Origin of the sequence: Leisingera sp. ANG-S5, assembly GCF_000813925.1 — a bacterium.
GTDB lineage: Bacteria > Pseudomonadota > Alphaproteobacteria > Rhodobacterales > Rhodobacteraceae > Leisingera.
The window spans coordinates 329,097-345,862 of record NZ_JWLH01000010.1; the positions used below are offsets into that span (position 1 = coordinate 329,097).

The 16,766-nt window shown below is 60.1% G+C and carries 17 protein-coding genes; 9 read left to right on the forward strand and 8 right to left on the reverse strand.

Annotation, left to right across the window (positions count from 1 at the left end):
- Nucleotides 1–79 precede the first annotated feature (79 nt).
- The 7 genes from phnG (at nt 80) to phnN (ending at nt 5,415) form a co-directional block, all read left to right on the forward strand.
- A complete protein-coding gene (gene phnG, locus RA25_RS16165) occupies nt 80–532 on the forward strand; it encodes a phosphonate C-P lyase system protein PhnG (RefSeq protein WP_019297231.1) in 453 nt (150 codons plus the stop codon).
- Complete coding sequence (phnH, locus tag RA25_RS16170; RefSeq protein ID WP_039173762.1) at nt 532–1,116, forward strand: phosphonate C-P lyase system protein PhnH; 585 nt, start codon at nt 532–534, stop codon at nt 1,114–1,116. Before phnG ends, phnH begins: the two co-directional genes overlap by 1 nt.
- Before the next feature lie 4 nt (nt 1,117–1,120).
- Complete coding sequence (locus tag RA25_RS16175) at nt 1,121–2,221, forward strand: carbon-phosphorus lyase complex subunit PhnI (protein ID WP_039173763.1); 1,101 nt, start codon at nt 1,121–1,123, stop codon at nt 2,219–2,221.
- A 315-nt stretch (nt 2,222–2,536) separates the two neighbouring features.
- Entirely contained in the window at nt 2,537–3,394 is an 858-nt protein-coding gene (locus RA25_RS16180; protein WP_039173951.1) for an alpha-D-ribose 1-methylphosphonate 5-phosphate C-P-lyase PhnJ, read from the forward strand.
- A complete protein-coding gene (gene phnK, locus RA25_RS16185; protein WP_039173765.1) occupies nt 3,394–4,164 on the forward strand; it encodes a phosphonate C-P lyase system protein PhnK in 771 nt (256 codons plus the stop codon). Before RA25_RS16180 ends, phnK begins: the two co-directional genes overlap by 1 nt.
- A gap of 10 nt (nt 4,165–4,174) precedes the next feature.
- Nucleotides 4,175–4,858 carry a phosphonate C-P lyase system protein PhnL gene (gene phnL / locus RA25_RS16190; RefSeq protein WP_039173766.1) on the forward strand — a complete coding sequence of 228 codons (684 nt, stop codon included), beginning with the start codon at nt 4,175–4,177 and terminating at the stop codon, nt 4,856–4,858.
- Nucleotides 4,855–5,415 carry a phosphonate metabolism protein/1,5-bisphosphokinase (PRPP-forming) PhnN gene (gene phnN, locus RA25_RS16195; protein WP_019297224.1) on the forward strand — a complete coding sequence of 187 codons (561 nt, stop codon included), beginning with the start codon at nt 4,855–4,857 and terminating at the stop codon, nt 5,413–5,415. The genes phnL and phnN overlap by 4 nt, the downstream gene beginning before the upstream one ends.
- Here phnN and RA25_RS16200 read toward each other — a convergent pair.
- The gene (locus RA25_RS16200) at nt 5,397–6,080 is read right to left on the reverse strand and encodes a DUF1045 domain-containing protein (RefSeq protein ID WP_039149486.1); all 684 of its coding nucleotides are present in this window, start codon (nt 6,078–6,080) and stop codon (nt 5,397–5,399) included. The two genes, phnN and RA25_RS16200, sit on opposite strands and share 19 nt — an antisense overlap.
- Before the next feature lie 50 nt (nt 6,081–6,130).
- On the opposite strand from RA25_RS16200, the gene RA25_RS16205 reads away from it, so the two are divergent.
- Entirely contained in the window at nt 6,131–7,273 is a 1,143-nt protein-coding gene (locus tag RA25_RS16205; protein ID WP_039149483.1) for an alpha-D-ribose 1-methylphosphonate 5-triphosphate diphosphatase, read from the forward strand.
- A 72-nt stretch (nt 7,274–7,345) separates the two neighbouring features.
- Here the strand turns inward: RA25_RS16205 and RA25_RS16210 are convergent, their stop codons facing one another.
- From RA25_RS16210 to RA25_RS16240, 7 genes are read right to left on the reverse strand one after another with little or no spacing between them, the layout of a single operon-like run.
- Complete coding sequence (locus tag RA25_RS16210) at nt 7,346–7,825, reverse strand: class I SAM-dependent methyltransferase (protein WP_039149482.1); 480 nt, start codon at nt 7,823–7,825, stop codon at nt 7,346–7,348.
- Entirely contained in the window at nt 7,826–8,584 is a 759-nt protein-coding gene (locus tag RA25_RS16215) for a polysaccharide deacetylase family protein (RefSeq protein ID WP_039173767.1), read from the reverse strand.
- Nucleotides 8,581–9,717 carry a glycosyltransferase family protein gene (locus RA25_RS16220; protein ID WP_039173768.1) on the reverse strand — a complete coding sequence of 379 codons (1,137 nt, stop codon included), beginning with the start codon at nt 9,715–9,717 and terminating at the stop codon, nt 8,581–8,583. Before RA25_RS16220 ends, RA25_RS16215 begins: the two co-directional genes overlap by 4 nt.
- Nucleotides 9,714–10,301: a histidine phosphatase family protein gene (locus RA25_RS16225; protein ID WP_039173769.1), complete on the reverse strand. Its 588-nt coding sequence runs from the start codon at nt 10,299–10,301 to the stop codon at nt 9,714–9,716. Before RA25_RS16225 ends, RA25_RS16220 begins: the two co-directional genes overlap by 4 nt.
- The gene (locus tag RA25_RS16230; protein ID WP_039173770.1) at nt 10,298–11,392 is read right to left on the reverse strand and encodes a glycosyltransferase family 4 protein; all 1,095 of its coding nucleotides are present in this window, start codon (nt 11,390–11,392) and stop codon (nt 10,298–10,300) included. Before RA25_RS16230 ends, RA25_RS16225 begins: the two co-directional genes overlap by 4 nt.
- Nucleotides 11,392–12,636 (reverse strand): glycosyltransferase, encoded by a 1,245-nt coding sequence (locus RA25_RS16235; RefSeq protein ID WP_039173771.1) that lies wholly within the window; start codon nt 12,634–12,636, stop codon nt 11,392–11,394. The genes RA25_RS16230 and RA25_RS16235 overlap by 1 nt, the downstream gene beginning before the upstream one ends.
- The gene (locus RA25_RS16240; protein WP_019297215.1) at nt 12,633–13,859 is read right to left on the reverse strand and encodes a glycosyltransferase; all 1,227 of its coding nucleotides are present in this window, start codon (nt 13,857–13,859) and stop codon (nt 12,633–12,635) included. The genes RA25_RS16235 and RA25_RS16240 overlap by 4 nt, the downstream gene beginning before the upstream one ends.
- Before the next feature lie 390 nt (nt 13,860–14,249).
- Here RA25_RS16240 and RA25_RS16245 point away from each other — a divergent pair, with 390 nt between their 5' ends.
- Entirely contained in the window at nt 14,250–16,727 is a 2,478-nt protein-coding gene (locus tag RA25_RS16245; RefSeq protein ID WP_039173772.1) for a mechanosensitive ion channel family protein, read from the forward strand.
- Nucleotides 16,728–16,766: the final 39 nt, after the last annotated feature.

A 16,766-nucleotide genomic window follows, 5' to 3' on the forward strand; every position in this document is an offset into this window, starting at 1 on the left:
GCGCCGGTCAGGGCGACTCAGGTAACATTTGTCTAGTTGTATAGGAAATATAGACAACCTAGCCAAGAGGCATGGACAAATGAAGACCACTTTTTCTGCAGAGGACCGAAAGGGCTGGATGAGCCTTCTGGCTTCTGCCAGCGAGGTCCGACTGACTGAGCTATGGCGGGACTGCGGGGCAGATCCCGACTGCGTTTTTCTGCGCGCGCCTGAGGTCGGCGGCATTATGGTGAGGGGCCGCATGGGCGGGTCCGGCGCGCCCTTCAACCTGGGTGAGATGACTGTCACTCGCTGCGCGCTTTCGCTGGAGGACGGCACCGTTGGCCACGGCTGCGTGCAGGGCCGCAGCAAGGCCAAGGCAGAAATTGCCGCTAAGGTCGATGCGCTGATGCAGACCGATGCGGCGGCGAGCTTGCGCGTAGCGGTGCTGGCACCCTTGGCCGCGGAACGGCAGGCGCAGAAAGACGCCCGCGCCGCCAAGGCGGCAGCGACAAAGGTCGAATTTTTCACCATGGTGCGGGGAGAGGACTAATGAGCCTTCAATCCCACAATGCCATCTATGCGGGCGGTTTCAGCAATCCACCGGTGGCTGCGGCACATGCCTTCCGCGCGGCGATGAATGCAATGGCCAGGCCCGGTAAGCTTCAGGATATCACTGGTGCCGAACCGCCCGAGGGGATCTCAATTGCGGCAGGCAGTCTGCTGCTGACACTTTGCGATCCGGAAACCGGCGTCTATCTGGCGCCGGACGTAGACACGGACGCCTTGCGCGGCTGGCTGACGTTTCACACGGGCGCGCCGGTTGTCCCGGCGGAGCACGCGGATTTCGCGCTAGGTAGCTGGGACGCGCTGCTGCCGCTGAACCGCTTCCGCATCGGCACCCCGGAATACCCTGACCGTTCAGCCACTTTGATTGTTGAAACCCCTGGCTTTGCTATGCCCAACGCGGTGCTGAATGGTCCCGGGATCAGGAGCGCCATCCGGATGCAACTGCCAGAACTGGCGGCGTTCCAGAACAATGCGGCTCTTTACCCGCTGGGAATGGACTTTTTCTTCACTGCGGGTTCGCAGGTGGCAGGGCTGCCGCGCTCAACCTTTGTCGCTGCGGAGGCCTGAGCCCATGTATGTTGCAGTCAAAGGCGGTGAGCGCGCCATTGAAAACGCCCATGCCTGGCTGGCCGAGGAGCGCCGCGGTGACAAGGATGTGTCCGAACTGTCGATTGCCCAGATCCGCGAGCAATTGAGCCTGGCGGTGAACCGGGTGATGGCAGAAGGGTCTTTATTTGACCCTGATCTGGCTGCGCTGGCGATCAAGCAGGCACGAGGGGATCTAATCGAAGCGATCTTTCTGATCCGGGCCTACCGCACCACCCTGCCGCGGTTTGGGTGCTCGCAGCCGGTGGAGACCGGAGAGATGTCTTGCGACCGGCGGATTTCGGCGACCTTTAAGGATGCGCCGGGAGGGCAGGTTCTGGGACCGACATTCGACTACACTCACCGTCTGTTGGACTTCAAATTAGCGGCAGAGGGCGACGTTGCGGAGGCGCCGGTTGCGGAAACTCGCACACAAGCCACGCCGCATATCACCGGGTTCTTACAGGGTGAGGGCATTATTGAACAGGAGCCCGCCTCAAACGCGGTGCCGGGTGATCTGACACGTGAACCGATGTCCTTCCCTGCGGGCCGGGCGGTGCGGCTGCAGTCGCTGACCCGGGGTGACGAGGGGTTCCTGCTCGGCATGGCTTACTCCACCCAGCGCGGCTATGCCCGCAACCATGCGTTTGTCGGCGAACTGCGTATCGGCACTGTACCTGTCGAGATGGAAATCCCGGAACTGGGGTTTGCTATCGAAATCGGCGAAGTGGAGCTGACCGAATGCGAGACGGTGAACCAATTCAAGGGTTCCAAGACGGTGCCGCCGCAGTTCACCCGCGGCTATGGTCTGGTCTTTGGTCAGTCAGAGCGCAAGTCGATCGCCATGGCGCTGGTCGACCGTGCACTGCGCTGGGAGGAACTGGGCGAGGACAATTCTGGCGCGCCTGCGCAGGATGAGGAATTTGTCCTGAGCCACGCCGATAACATTCAGGCCACCGGCTTTCTAGAACACATCAAGCTGCCCCATTATGTGGATTTTCAATCCGAGCTGGAACTGGTCCGTAAGCTGCGCCGGGAAGCGGCAGAGCTTGCTGAGACGCTGGCGGCAAAGGAGGCAGCGGAATGAGCTTAGTCGCCTCCACCGCCGCCTGCGTCACCTCCGGCGAATCCTTCGCTGTTGTGGCCTTGGCCCCAAGGACGGCCAGAGCCAGGGCCATAGGACGCAAGGCTTGCATCAACCGGGTCAATACTCGTGTGATTATGTCCAGATGGGCGGCGCATCGCGTGGTCATAGCCGCCTGCGCGCAAAGTGCGAAAAATGCGCACGAGAGCCCAAATCAGGACGCCAAGCCCAACCGCCAAGAAATAACCGAGAGTGTCTTCCATCGGAATTCAGCGCTCCTATCCGGCATGAGCCACAAAATTCTAGTTCGAGGTCATGATGTCTGACTACAACTTTGCATACCTTGACGAACAGACGAAGCGGATGATCCGCCGGGCGATCCTCAAGGGGCTGGCGGTGCCGGGCTATCAGGTGCCCTTTGCCAGCCGCGAGATGCCGATGCCCTATGGCTGGGGCACCGGCGGTGTGCAGGTCTCTGCCGCGACTCTGACTCCGGACGATACGCTGAAGGTGATCGACCAGGGGGCGGACGACACCACGAACGCGGTGTCTATCCGCAAGTTTTTCGAAAAGACGGCGGGGATTGCGACCACCGAGGAGACGAAAAAAGCCAGCATCATTCAAACCCGGCACCGGATTCCGGAAGCGGAGCTGACGGAGGATCAGATCCTGGTCTACCAGGTGCCGATCCCGGAGCCGCTGCGCTTTCTGGAGCCGCGTGAGACTGAAACCCGAAAAATGCATGCCTTGCAAGAATACGGGCTGATGCATGTGAAGCTCTATGAGGACATCTCGCAACATGGTGCCATCGCCACAGCCTATGCCTATCCGGTGAAGGTGGAGGGGCGTTACGTGATGGATCCATCGCCGATCCCGAAGTTCGACAATCCCAAGATGGAGATGGCAGCAATCCAGCTGTTCGGAGCCGGCCGGGAGCAACGCATTTATGCAGTTCCGCCTTACACGCAGGTCGTGTCGCTGGATTTCGAGGATTATCCGTTTCAGGCCAGCAAGGCAGATCACCCATGCGGCCTCTGCGGGGCAGAAGACAGCTATCTGGATGAGGTCATCCTGGATGATGCGGGCAACCGGATGTTTGTCTGCTCGGACACCGACTATTGCCGTTCGCGGCGCGAAGCGGGTCAGGTTGGCCAATTGGGTGAGGAGGCAGCGTGATGATACCTTTGCTGCAAGTAAAAGGCGTTGCAAAAAACTACGGAGCAATGATCGGTTGCGCAAATGTGAGCTTTGATCTGCACCCCGGCGAAGTGATGGGCATCGTTGGCGAAAGCGGATCCGGTAAATCAACCCTTCTGAACTGCCTGGCGGGGCATCTAACGCCAGACCGGGGTGAAGTGATATTCAACACCCGTGCTGACGGGCCACTGGATACCGTCACCATGTCCGAACCGGAGCGGCGGATGCTTTCCCGCACCGACTGGGCGTTTGTGCATCAGCATGCCCGTGACGGGCTGCGGATGTCAGTCAGTGCAGGCGGCAACATCGGCGAGCGGCTGATGGCTGTGGGGGACCGCCACTACGCCACGATCCGGGAACAGGCCTCTGATTGGTTGGGCCGGGTAGAGATCTCTGAAAGCCGCATTGACGACAGACCTTCGGCTTTCTCCGGAGGTATGCAGCAGCGGCTGCAGATAGCCAGAAATCTCGTGACCGGCCCACGGCTTGTCTTCATGGACGAGCCGACCGGCGGCCTCGATGTTTCGGTTCAGGCGCGGCTGTTGGATATGCTGCGTGGCCTGGTGCGGGAAATGGGGTTGAGCGCGATCATCGTGACGCACGACCTAGCGGTGGTGCGCCTGCTGGCAGACCGTCTGATGGTGATGAAGAACGGCCATGTGGTGGAAACCGGGCTGACAGATCAAGTGCTGGACGACCCCCAGCATGGCTACACCCAGCTGCTGGTTTCCAGCGTGCTTCAAGTCTGAGGGTAGGGTGATGATTGAACTGAAGAATGTATGCAAGAGCTTCACGCTGCACAATCAAGGCAGCGCGTTGATCCCAGTGATGCAAAACGCCACGCTGAGTGTGAAACCCGGAGAGTGTGTCGGATTGACCGGAGCGTCCGGGGCCGGCAAGTCAACCCTGATGCGGGTTATTTACGGCAACTACCTTGCTGCTTCCGGCAGTGTCATGGTCGGCTGTGTCGATGTTGCCAAGGCCGAGCCTCGCGAAATCCTGGCCTTGCGGCGTGAGACGCTGGGCTATGTCAGCCAGTTCCTGCGGGTAGTGCCGCGGGTACCTGCTCTGGATGTGGTGGCAGAACCGCTGCTGTCCGTTGGCACACCGGTGGATCAGGCACGCAGCAAGGCTGCTTCGTTGCTCACACAGCTCAATATCGCGGAACGGCTATGGGGGTTGAGCCCGACGACGTTTTCCGGCGGTGAGCAGCAGAGGGTGAACATCGCGCGCGGATTTGCTTATGACTATCCCGCAATGCTGCTGGATGAACCAACGGCTAGTTTGGATACCCGGAACCGAGCCACAGTGCTGGCGCTGATTGAGGAAGCAAAAGCGCGCGGAGCGGCGATCATTGGGATCTTCCACGATGAAGCAGCACGTGAACAGGTTTGTGATCGCTTTGTGGACGTCACTGAATTTTCTCCCAGGGCAGCGGCATGAGCGTATCAGCCAAGAAAGGCCCGGTTATCGCTGTGGTAGGACCGTCGGGGGTTGGCAAGGACAGCCTTATGTCCGCTCTTGCTGTTTCTGGCCCACAGCTACGGTTAATGCGCCGGGTGATCACCCGTGCGCCGGAGGCGGGAGGTGAGAATTATCAGGCGGTATCAGAAGCAGAGTTCTCCGCCCTGGCCGGAAACAGTGTTTTTTCGCTGCACTGGCGGGCGCATGGGCTGCACTATGGCATTTCCCGCGACATTGAAAGCTTGCGTGAGGGCGCGGGCGGAGTACTGGTGAACCTTTCCCGGGCTGTGCTGCTGGAGGCCCAGAAAAAATTTGGAGATTTTATTGTGCTGTCGGTGACCGCACGCCCTGAGGTGCTGGCAGACCGGCTTGCTTCCCGCGGGCGGGAAGACAGGGATGAAGTGCAGCGGCGTCTTGCCCGCGCCGTCAGCCCGCTGCCGACAGGACTGAACCGTGTCCATCAGATCGACAACAGCGGTTCCCTGAGCGCTGCGGTGAACGCTGCGCTGGCAGCCCTTCAGCCAGAGAGGGCGTAGCGGTGGATCAGATGAAACTTGCCGTCCTTTGCCTCGCCGACCAACGCCAAATCGCGGATCACAATGCGCGCAGGCAGCAACGGAAGCAGATGCGTCTCCAGCGCGGTTTCGACGGCAGGCAGTTCTGGTTTTGGCAGCTTACCTGTGAGGGTGATGTGAAACCGGAACTGGTTCAGAACATAAGGGTAGCCCCATCGGGAGAGGTTCTCGTCCTGCACGGGCGTCAAGCCCGCAGCCCGTCGGCGCTGCAGCTCGGCCTCGGAAGCGGGAGCTCGAAACGCGTCGAGTTCCGTGACGCAGGCCGCGGCCAGGACCTTCAGCGCCGTTTGGTCTCCGGTTGGACACAAGGCCAGGAAACGGCCAAGGCGGGCCAGATGAAGGCCATCAAGGATGACAGGTTTCTGAGCCGCGGCGAAGGTTTCGCAAGCCGATTCCAGCGAAGCGGCGGACTGGCCTGGGGCAAGACGGAACGGCGGTTTCATCGTTGCGTGCAATCCGTATTTGCGCGGCACATCCGTGATCTCGCCAATGTCCAGATAATTCACGGCCGGATGGGGCAGCTCAGCACCCGATTCAATATCCCAGCCGAGCCAGCTGGCGGCAAACCGGCTCCACTCCATTTCCGCGGGTGGGGCGTAATAGATCGCGTATCGCGTGAATGTCACATTGGCCTCCTAAACGTGGCCTTCCATAGCTCGAAAGATGTGAAGTTCAGATGACAGAAGAGATGATCCTTGCCAATGCTGCTTTGGTACTGCCGGGTGAGATCCGAACCGGCAGTGTGAAAATCGCTGGTGGTGTGATTGCAGACATTTCCGAAGGACGGTCGGTGCCGGCTGGTGCTGTGGACTGCGCAGGAGATTACGTCAGTCCAGGTTTGGTGGAATTGCACACGGACAACCTGGAACGCCACATCCAGCCACGCCCAAAGGTGGGCTGGCCGCATGCCAGCGCAATTATTGCCCATGACGCAGAGCTTGCTGGTACCGGCATCACCACAGTTTTTGACGCCATGCGCGTCGGGTCGATCAGCCGCCGCGAAAGCCGTTATGGCGCTTATGCCCGGCAGCTGGCATCGGAGCTTCTGGAGCTGCGGGCTGCTGATGCGCTGAAAATCTCCCACTTCCTGCATCTTCGGGCAGAGGTTTGCACTGATACCCTGGTGGAGGAGCTGAATGCTTTTGGAGAAGGCGACCGTGTCGGGCTGGTCTCGCTTATGGATCACACACCGGGGCAGCGCCAGTTCCGGGACCTCTCCAAGCTGGAGCAGTATGTAAAGGGAAAACACGGCTTTGATGACGCTGCATTCCACGCCCACATCGCGCATTTGATGGAGCTGCAAGAAACTTATGGGGCCTTGCACGAAGCGGAGGCTGTTAAAGCTGCAAAGCGGTTTGGTGCTGTGCTGGCAAGCCATGATGATACCACCGCGGCTCAGGTGGCTGTCTCTGCGGAACATGGCATCCGCCTAGCCGAGTTTCCGACCACGGTAGAAGCCGCACAAGCATGCCACGCCTTTGGCATCAGGGTCATGATGGGGGCACCGAACTTGGTCCGCGGAGGCTCGCATTCCGGCAATGTGGCAGCGCAGGAACTGGCGGAGCTGGAACTGCTGGACATTCTATCGTCTGACTATGTGCCTGCGGCGCTGCTGATGGCGGCAGCCAAGCTGGGCAGCTTGTGGGGGGATATGGCGCGGGGGATGGGCACCGTGACCCATGCACCTGCCGCCGCGGTTGGGCTAGACGACCGGGGACGATTGGAGACTGGCAAGCGTGCCGACCTGATCCGGTTCGGCCTCAAATCAGGCACTCCGGCTTTGCGCGGGGTTTGGGCGCGTGGCCTGCGGGTAGCTTGAATGGACTGCGCCAGGGGCGGTTGAAGCGCGCGTGCCCAGCGTTTCCCGGCCCTGCGCCGGGCAGCGCTGGCGTCAGTTGACGCGATAAAACATATAGCGCCCCGCGGGTATGCCTTCGGGGCCGCCTAGTTTCTCGAACCCGGATAGCGGCTGACCTGAGACGATGATTCCGCCCGGCACCATGACCCGGGCAATTGCTGGCGACAGGGCTGTGGCCTCGGCGACGTCTTTCTCCTTGACGCCAAAACCGAAATCATAATGCGCCAAGGCTATCTTGCGGCCTTCAGTGGCGAGCCGCTCCAGCATCGGCCTTGCTTCGCCCTGCAGAAAATCCTTCTCTGGCGGCACGCAGGAAGGGTGGCATTGCAAAATCCGGTCAATCACCCAGATTCTTCGGCTGTCAAGGATTTCGCACAGGTGGTCATAGGTGCGCCCATTGCCGAGCCCCATGTCCAGAACATCGCCATCCATCGCACTGATTTGCTTCGCGGCCCAGTTCAGGCCGTCGCGCTGGGCGGTCAGGCGGCGCAGCATGGAATCGAGACGGCTCATTCAGGACATCCTCTCGTCATAAATCCAGGCCTCCCCCGGACCAGCCAGCAGTCTTCCAGCCAGTGCGCTGATGAAAGACCAGATAGCTTCATCATGCACCTGATGGTGGGTGAGGAGCCCATAAGGTTCCGCATTGTCTGCATCACCAAGGCGCCGGTCACGCAGCTGGCGAACCACCTGCTTGATCAGTTGCTCAGGCGGCAGAAGACCGCGGCCGCCTTTCCAGTCAACCGGATCCAGATGTGCATTCACCCGCAAGAGGCCAGAGGCGGGTTTGGCAGCCTTGCGCGGTGTGAACGTCGAAACCGCAGTGAAACCCGCACCCGCCAGCCAAGTCAGCAGGTCCGGCGAAATCCGGTTCCACGGTGGAACGAACATCGGCCGCAGGCTGCTGCCAAACATCTTCTGCAATGCGGTCAGGCCGCGCTCAGCGTCGTCCAGCAGCTCCTCCAGCGGGCGGTGAGCACCGAACTCGGCCTTCTTTTCGCCTGCAGGCGCGTGGTTTTGGTGCGCCCAGCCGTGGACGATCGGGATGAGCGACGGGTTCTCTGCGATAAACCGGGCCAAATCAAGTGTAGCGCCATGCGGGATCACGGCCAAATGCACCGGCAGATCAAGGTCTTCTGAGAGCGCTGCCAACCGTTCAAGCTCGGCGGAATGTGACATCGCATCGTCGTCCCGCCACCACAGGGGCAGCGTCATTCCCGCTTCTTGCCAGTGATCCAACTCCCGGTCCAGATTGCTCCAATCCGCCGTCATACTCGCCCTCCTGCAAGCTCTGCGGCAATCTCCACGCTCCGGGCGGCTCCGTCAAACCTGAAACCGCCTGCTAGCCGCGGCGGAGCCTGCATTGCCGCCTTGACCGCAGTGCATAGCGTTTCGGGAGAGAGCTCTGCCGTCTTGAGTACTTTGATGCCGTCCAGTGGAGCAAGGCTGGCAGCACGCAGGCCCTGTTCGGTCTCGTTTCCAGCGTCGAACGGCACCAAGACGGCAGGCGTGCCTGCCTGCAAAAGATCTAGCGTGGTGTTGTAACCGCACATGCTGACAGAGGCGGCCGCGTGGCGAAGCATTTGGCGGAAATCTTTGCGGGCGGGTTCCAGCAGGGCTGGGGAGCCGGTCCTGGCAAACTCCGCAATGCGCATCTCTGCATCTGATCCGCCTACCAGCAGCCGCCAGGAGGTGTCCGGCATCAGCCTTGCAGCATCCAAGGCACAACGGTAGAGCGGTGTGCCAACATTGCCGCCGCCTGCGCTTACCAAAACTTCTCCAGTTCCTGCCTGCTGCGGGTGCGGGCCCGCGGCAGGAGGGGCCACATAACCGGTGTAGCGCAGTTTGGCTGCAAGCGAACCGGAGACCGGCCAGCTGGCTTTGAGCCGGGTGGCAGCGGGGTCGGAATGGACCAGCACCGCATCATAATATTTTGCGACGACTGCATCTGCCCTTTCCGCTTTCTCCGGTTTGGAGGGCGGCGCGAGGATATCGCGGATGGATGACAGGATAACTGGCCGCAGTGGCTGCGCGTGAGCGGTCTCCAGGAGGGCGAGGAACTCCCTGCGCAGGGAGCGGCGCCCAAAGGGGTAGAGCTCTGTGAGCAAGACGTCAGGCTGCAGGTCTCGCAGCGCAGTGCAAAGGGCCAATTGGCGGCGGGCCAGATATGCCTCATCTGCCTGCGCGTCATCGTCCGCCATAAGCCGTGTGAAATCCAACCCATCCGAACGCAGCGGTGGCAGCTGGATCAGCTCGATTCCCTCGGCGCTCAGCTGCGGCGCAGGAAACCCGCCAGACGCAATCTGCACTTTATGGCCTGCCGCGTCGAAAGCCCGGGCCAATGTCATCGCGCGGGACAAGTGGCCGGTACCCAGCAGGTGCGTGACGGCAATCAGGACTTTCATGAGTCATCCTTGCGAAGCAGCCGCACCGGGTTTGCCCAAGGTATGAGGTTTGTCTCGTCAACTTCCACGACGAACAGGCGGTTGCGTTTAATGCGAAATGGGGCAGGGCCGTTGAAGTCCCAGCCATGCGCTCGCGCCAAAATCATCCGCATGACACCGATGTGGCAGACGGCAAGAGCGTCCTGGGTCAACCCGCTAAGCCAGGGCGCGATCCTGGACCAGACCTCTTCTGGAGTTTCCCCGCCGGGCGGGCGATAGTCCCAGCCCCAGCTCTCGATATCGCGGAAACCGCTGCTTGGGTCTGCTTTCAAGTCCGCGCCACGAAGGCCTTCCCAATCGCCCCAGTTCATTTCTGTCAGCTCAGGTGAGGTGCGGGGAGGGTGTCCGGCGACAAGCAGAGCGGTTTCTGCTGCCCGCATCAGCGGGCTGGACCAGAGCATTGCTTGCTTCCACTCCGCGGGCAGAGCATAGCCGCGCAGCTCCGCCCGGGCCGCGTCATCCAGCGGGATATCGCTGCGGCCCTGGATGCGGCCAGCGCGGTTCCAGGCGGTGTGGCCATGTCGTAATAGGGCAAGACGGATCACTCAGAAGGCTCCATCAGTGGCAGAACGGTATCCCAGAACCGCTTGGCGGCGGCAGGCGCAAGATGCCTGTTTGCAATATGCGTGCGGGCTTTCAGGGCAGTCTGAGTGCGCAGAGAGCGGTTTGCAAGCAGCTGGCCAGCAAACGACGCAAGAGCCTCTCCTCCCTCCTCGGCAGCTGGGTAGTGACCAGGGAGCAATACATCCCGAACGCCAGGGCGGTCCTGGGCAACGATCGGCAAGCCATGGGCTTGCGCCTCAAGAAAAACCATTCCAAAGGCCTCATTGACGCCAGGCCACAGAAAAAGGCTTGCATTTTCATAGGCCTTGGTCAGTTCTGCACGGCTGAGCTGGCCAAGAAAGCGAACTCTATCCAAAAAGGGAGACATCAGCGCCTCGATTTCGGGCCGGGCCGGGCCGTCGCCGGCAATGTCCAAACGCCAATCGCCCGGCAGATGGGCAAGCGTTTCTGCAATAATGCTGTAGGAGGCAAGTTTATCGCCCGCGCGCATCATGCCTGCTACTAGCATCGGTCCGTCCAGAGAGGACGCAGCAGGCAGTTCGCTAAGAGGCAGGAAGGGAGGAAGAGGTGCCACTGTCTGATGCCCGAACCGGTCGCGTTCCAGCGCGAAGCGGTCCTGTTCAGTGAAATAGAAAATCGCGGCGGCCGCATCGGCTGCGGCATGGGCTGCCTTGGCGAAGTGCTCCCAGTCTCCAGTCAGCCGTTTTTTCGCGCGGGTAGACTCGATTTGCACGTAGGGTATGCCGCGGGCATGCGCCACGACAGGACCGATCAGGTCGGGCGCTTTGTAGTAGTTATGATAAGTGACCCAGAGGTCCGCCTCCTGCATTTTTTCAATTAGGCGGCTGGATTCGATTGCTGCCTGTGAGCGCAGATTGCTTTGCAGCTCGGTATCGCCGTGTTTGTCATAGGTCCGAATGTTTGACACCAGTTGCACTTCGGCGCCGCTCGAGCTCATGAGATCAATCAAATTGCGGGCAATTTCACGATCACCGGAGGGCACAGGGTGGTGAGGCGGCTTCATCGGGGCGTAAAGGGCAACCCGTTTTCCCGTTCCGGGCAGCACCGCCATCAATCGCACTGCAGCATTGCATTCAGCCGCTTGGAAAGCTGCGTAATGCCGGGGTCCATGCCAAAATCTGTGCGCAAGCGTGCAAGGGCCGCACCCGCCATCTCAGCAAGCTTCTGCGGCTGGCGGGCAGCATAGAGCATCGCTTCGGCAAGCGCCTCCGGACTGTCTTCGCTAAGCAGACCGTGGATGCCGTGGTCTATGAACTCAGGAATCGCCGACACAGGGGTCGAAAGGATCGGAAGGGTCTGCGATGCCGCTTCCATCAGGACATTGGGCAGTCCGTCGCGGTCGCCGTCTGCGGCTACCCGGCTGGGCAGAATGAACAGGTCCGAGGACCGCATGGCCTCTATCACTTCAGGTTGGTCGCAAGCACCACGCCAAGTAATGCGATCGGAAATGCCTTCGTCTTCGGCCATGCCCTGCAGCAAGTCGCCCAGCCCGCCGCCGCCGATGTGGGTCCAGTGCCAGTCAAGGCCTGAAGGCAGCAAGGCCAGCGCAGCGATCAGCCTGTCGAAACCTTTTTTCTCGACCAGGCGTCCGACAGACATGAAGTGAACCGGGTCCTGGGGCAAGCGCGGCTGACGTTCCGGTGGAGCGGGAAAGCGTGTAAGGTCCAGCCCGTGGTATACGAGATCGACCCGGTCAGGTGTGTCAGCCATTGCCTGCAGGTGTCTGGCGCCAAATCCGGTGCAAGTGGCGCCGAAGGCGGCACCATGATGGGTCCGGGAAAGCTTTTCGCGGATCTCCCAGTTTGGCGAGGTCCAGATGTCCTTGGCATGGGCCGAAAAACTCCATGGCAGACCGCGCATGATCGCTGCGTAACGGGCGACAGAAGAAGGCGTGTGCAGGAAATGCGCATACAGGCCACGCACCTCATCGGGCATCTCTGCTGCCAGTACACAGGCTTGGCCAAACCGGCGGATGCGGTTGGGGGTTGCATCCCGGCGCAGGTCGGCGCGCCAGATCTGGTATGCCTCTTCGTAACCCACCATTTGTTGTGCGGCAGCACGGGCGCGCCAGACCCGATCCGGTTCCTCGTACAGATACTCTGGCAGGTAGTTCACCCTGGCCTTCAGCTGCCTGTGCAAGGGATGGCGCTTAATGTCGGTCGGGTGGCGCAGCGACCAGATTTCAAAGTCATGGCCAGCTGCCTCAAGGGCAACCAGCTCCTGCGCGATGAAGGTCTCGGACAGGCGCGGCCAGCCCTTGACCACCACCGCAAGCGGCGGGCGGGCAGTGTTCATTCGGCGGCCTCTTTGCGGGTGTCCTGAAGCAGCGATGCAACGCGCCGGGTCACATAGTCCAGCCCGTCCAGCAAGCCTTCAGAGCCGGCGGCAGAGGGAGGAGGCTGTGTTGCCAGCGCACGGATCGCCTTGGCCAATGCTGGTGCTGTCCATCCATCACGGGTTTCGTCCAGCATTGTAGTGAGGCCGATCTCTTCAGCCCGGCTGGCGCGTATCCATTGCTCCAGCCGTGGTGTCGTACGGGGCACAATCACTGCTGGCTTGTCAAAAGAAAGAACCTCGCAAAAGGTGTTGTACCCTCCCATGCAAACAACGCCCTTTGCGCCGGCAAACAGGGTTTCAATCTGGGATTCAAAACCAACTGCGGTGACGCGGCCATTCAGGCGGGCAACGCGTTCTTCGAAATCCTCACGGGTCTCTCCGGACAAGAAAGGACCGTAAACCAGAACCGCACGGGGAGAGAGGTCCGGGTCGGCCTCATAGGCAGACAGTACCAGATCAACCATCATTTCGCCATCACCGCCGCCGCCGGGCGTGACTAAAAGGTAGGGTTGCTCGGGCGGTTCCCCAACCTGGCCAAGATCGCGGCGCAAATAGCCGGTCCAATGCATGCGTGCCTGCATTTCCGGCGTGAAGGGCAGCCCTGCGGTCGGATCGTATACGGAACGAGGGCCGTAGACCCAGATCTCATCGTAGAAATCACGTGTGGCTTCTACCGCGTGCTTACGCTCCCATTCGGCTGCCAGCACTTCAGGTTCGTCAAGCACATCCCGCAGGCCCAGAACCATCCTGCAACGGCCGCGTGTCTTCAGCAGATCGAGTGCCGGCATCAGCTCGCCGCGAAAACCTGTCGGCTCTTTGTCAGCGACCAGCACATCCGGATCATATTGTTCCACGGTTGAACGGATCAGGGCCGCGCGCAACTCTGCAGTTTCCTCGATGCTCATTCCCATTGTGCGCGACGCATAGGAGCCGTCAGCACGCTTGATTACGCCGGGCAAACGTACATGGTCGACCCTGGACGGAAAGGAAAACCGGCCTGCCACCGGCGAGCCTGTGAGGATCAGGGCCGAGGCGTCAGGGTCGGCTGAGGTGATCGCACCTGCCAGCGCCCGCGACCGGCGCAGGTGTCCAAGCCCGAATGTGTCATGGCTATAGAACATGATACGGGGGCCGCGCCTGGTGAATTCTGCCTGGGAATGGGGGATGCCTGTTTCCGTCATGTCATTGCCTGAAAGGATTGCCGGACAGGGTCAGGCACCAGGGAGCAGCGGCAGAGAAAAAACGGCAACCGTTGCTGCCGCTCGTCTCCGGGCGCGTGCTTTCATGCTCGGTCATCTTCCGCCTCAGTTTGCACGCCCGGTGTCCATTTACAGCAGGGCGTGGTCAGTATTTTCTTCAGCCGCTTCCGGTCCAGACTGGTTGCTGCCGGGGCCGCGGCATTGCGGCTGTCCGCCCGTTGGGCAGATATCTGAATTTGTATAGCCCGGAGCCGGGGTGCATGCAATCGTGCGGCATTGTTGCAAGGCGCACGGTAATTTGCGTGCGCGCCATTTGCGCAACGGCCCGGCAGATGGTTAATTTGGCTCAAGTTTCCATAAGGATAGCCCGAGATGCTGCATGCCCTGTTTCGATTTTTGCTCTGCTTGCTGCTGGGTTTCGGGCTGACGGCTCACACCAGCGCCCAGGAAAGTGACGCAAGCGGAGCTGAGGCACTGTCCCAGGCGATAGAGCAGGCCGCTGAAAACGGTGTCAGTGTGCTGGTTCTGGACAGCAGCGGGCGGTTGCTCAATGCGCCGCCGGAAGCGGGGCCGCAAACCGGCGAAACCAGCACGGATGTGATGGAGCAGCCTTCCGCGCTAATGAAAGCACAGTCCAGGGTTGCGGCTTTTCGTGCGGAACTGAACAGCCGCCTGGAAGCGCTGCCTTACTCAGTGTTCGAAATGCAGTACATTCTGCGCCAGACCAGCCCGGATGGGCGCATCATGACATATGTAGAGGTGCTGGGCTGGAGTGTGCTGTTCCTGCTGGTTGGCCGCTGGCTGTCGGTGGAGATCTACGGCAAACGCTTTGCAAAAAGGTTTGTGGTTGCTCGGATCCAAGCAACTCCTGAAGGCTACCAGGATAAGATGCCTTTTCTGGTATTCCGCTTCCTGATGGGAATCGGCGCGACGACTTTTGCAATGATCTTCGCAGCTTTGATTTCGCATCTGGTCTTTGGTTCCTCAGGTGATCCATCTATCGAGTTCACGGTCACAGCGATTTACACGGCCTACTTTTTGGCCAGGACCGTCTCAGACTTGTGGCGGATGGTTCTTTCACCCTTTCTGGCGCAGTACCGCATCCCGGTTTTCTCCGACAGGGACGCCAAGCGGCTGTATATTTGGGCGTCTTTGCTGGCGACATACGACATTTCGTCGACGCTCTTTGCAACCTGGGTCGGGGATTTCGGGCTGAACTACAACGTTTATGCGCTTGTTTATGGAGTGCTTGCATTGGTCGGGACGCTGGGCAACCTCTTGATGGTTCTGGTCAATGGGCGTGCGATTTCCAATGCCATCCGGGCTGGCCGGATGCCTGAAGATTGCTCTTGGCTGGTGCGCTTCCTTGCTGTGGCCTGGGCGCCGGGATTAATGATCTACATGGTGTTTGGCTGGCTCAAGCTGGCCTTTGACCTTGTGCTGGAACACGAGGTTTCTATCCCTCTGATGGCAGGCAGCTATTTCGTCCTGACCACAATTCTGGTTGTTTACGGAGCGATAAACTATCTGATCGAGCGGTATTTTCGCCGAGCATACCAGACCCATGCCATGTCAGAGGCCCTGGAAACCGCTGAGCAACCTGAGCCTGCCGTTCTAGAAACAGGACCTGCAGCTCCGGCTGATGTGATTGCAACTGCTGAAGATGGATCGCCGGAGCAGTCAGACCCGCTTGGCGCCGAAGGAGCAGAACGAGTTGCGGCAATGCCGGATGCTGCACCTGATGAGTCTGGTGGATTCGATAACGAAGATGAGATCTCCGAGCAGGTGGTACACCCGATTGCTACCTACGAAGACCTGGCTCGCCGTGTTGCGGGCATCCTGGCTTTTGTTGTCGGTGCCTACTCGCTGCTCATTGTCTGGAGCCCTGATGCAAGCTGGCTGAGCACTACTGCTGCCGAGCGCATGGTGGATGTAACCGTCATTCTGTTTATTGGGTATATCGTCTATCACCTGTTCCGGATTTGGATCGACAGCAAGATTGATGAGGAGGTTGGCGACATTCCTGTGGCCGAACTCGGCGATGAAGGCGGTGCGGGGGGCGCCAGTCGGTTGGCCACATTGCTGCCTCTGTTCCGCGGAGCAATTCTGGCCGTGGTTCTGGTTTCCATCGTGCTCATCCTGCTGTTGGAACTTGGAATCAATGTCAGCCCGCTGTTTGCAGGTGCCGGCGTGGTCGGATTGGCGGTAGGCTTTGGTTCCCAGACCCTTGTGAGGGACATTTTCTCCGGTGCTTTTTTCCTCATCGATGATGCATTCCGCAAAGGCGAATACATCGACATCGGAGATGTAAAAGGCACTGTTGAGAAAATTTCAGTCCGTTCCTTCCAGCTGCGCCATCACCTTGGCGCGCTGCATACAATTCCGTTTGGAGAGATCAAGGTTCTGACCAATTACTCCCGTGACTGGGTGATGATGAAATTGCCGCTGCGGGTTACCTATGACACCGACGTGGAAAAGGTCCGCAAGCTGATCAAGAAGCTGGGCCAGACCCTAATGGATGATCCGGTTGTCGGGCATACGTTCATTCAGCCCCTGAAGTCCCAGGGTGTGATCGAGATGCAAGACTCGGCAATGATCATTCGTGTGAAATTCATGACCAAGCCGGGGGATCAGTGGATTGTGCGCAAGCGGGTGTACCAGGAAATCCGCGAGCTGTTCGCGCGGGAAGGCGTCAAGTTTGCCCACCGTGAGGTCACGGTGCGTCTGGCCCCGGATCAGGCGGAAGGGGCGACGCCTAAACAGAAGGACGCCGCGCTTGGTGCTGTGCAGGCCGCCATAGATGAAGACATGCTGGAAGACATGGGCGGACCTGACGGCGATGACCGCTGAGCATCAGTGCGCGTGTGTGCCCTTGTGCCCCCTTTCAGC